Raw genomic sequence first — 1,568 nt, forward strand, 5'->3', positions numbered from 1 at the left:
GAACGCCATCGATCAGCACCGTGTGCACAGCCTGGCCGAGCGACGTCAGCGTTTCGCCGGCCTCACCAGTAACGGCGACGTCGGCATTGGTGAAGCCAACCGCGCGGTCGCCCGGCTGGCCGTTGCCGTCATTGCCGCTGTCTGCGCCCCAGTTGATGTTCAGTGACCCGCTGGCGGTTACCGAGAGGCCGTCGCTTTCATTGTTGCCGCCATTGACCGCTTCGTCTTCCACCGTAGAGGTCGCGCCTGCATTGGCAATCGGGGCGTCGTCGATGACGTTGACCGTGAAGTTGCCGCCGACTGCATCGCCGTCGCCGTCACGTGCCGTGAACTTGAAGGTGAAGGACAGAACGTCTTCCTGCCCGGCGTTGCCGCCCTTGACGGGATGATCGAGCACGCCGTCGAGATCGAAGGCATAGGAACCGTCGCCCTTGTCCGACAGCGTCACCGTGAACACCGTCTCGTTGCCGGCATGCGCGGTCAAGACAGTACCGTTCGCAGACAGCGAATAGGTCAGGTGCTGGCCGCCGGAGGTCAGGTCACCGAGGTTGATCGCCGTATTGCCGCTCTTGACACCCAGGAAGGCCGAAGCCTCGCCCGCGCTGACGCTGTGGTCGGCACCGCTGCCGGTCGCGAACACCACGGAGCGGTCGCCCATCACCTGCGTTCCGGTGAAGCCGCCATTCTCATTCTTGTTGCTGTCGTCGCCGCCCCAGGAAATGTTCAGCGACGCGCCGATCTTGTCGGTGATGAAGCCGCCATTGGCAATTACACCGCCCACTTCCGTCCCGACCGGGAAGATGTCCTCGTTGCCGCCGGCAAGCGCCTCTTCCTCGACAAACCGCACGCCGACGTCGCTCGAAAGGATCGGCGTATCGTCGATCACACCGACGCCGAAGGTTGCAACACCCGTCTTGTCGCCGTCCGAATCCGTCGCCGTGAACTGGAAGTCGAGCTTCAACGTATCTTCGCCCGCACCCTTGTGGTCCAGCGTGTCGATCAGCGTGAACTGATAGGAGCCGCCGCCGTTGTCGGAAAGACCGACCAAGAAGACGACATGAGCTGCCTGGGCCGCATCCGCATTGGCCGGAACGCCGGTCGGAGCCACCTCGCCGGTATAGGCGAGCAACACCTGGCCGCCCTCGACCGTCACGATCGTATAGTGGAGCTCCTGGCCGCGCGACGTCAGGTCCAGGGCATCGAGCGCGTTGACTGCGGCCGGGCCAAACGCCACGGAGCGGTTGCCGGCGCCCGACGTGATCGCCTCGTTGTCGGCATTGTCCGAACCCCAGGCGATCGCAAGTGTGCCACCCGTCGTCTGCGTCGTTCTATCGTTGAAGACCAAGCCGAAGAAACCGCTGCGGAAGTCCCCGTCCGAACCCGTATCCTCGTTGCCGCTGCCGACGACAGCCAGCTGCTCCTCTTCGACGAGGCCAGCCGAATAAGGCGTGCCGATCGTCGCAACATCGTCGGCGACATTCACCGTGAACGTGTTCGACGCCGTGTCGGCATCCGAATCCGTTGCCGTGTAGTTGAAGGTCAGCGACAGCGTGTTTTCGCTGTTGGAC

At 63.6% G+C, this 1,568-nt stretch carries 1 pseudogene; it reads right to left on the minus strand.

Annotation, left to right across the window (positions count from 1 at the left end):
* Positions 1-1,568, minus strand: a pseudogene (locus tag FHX09_RS29340) (hypothetical protein); the annotation flags it as partial.

It is taken from the genome of Rhizobium sp. BK538 (assembly GCF_014197575.1).
GTDB lineage: Bacteria > Pseudomonadota > Alphaproteobacteria > Rhizobiales > Rhizobiaceae > Rhizobium.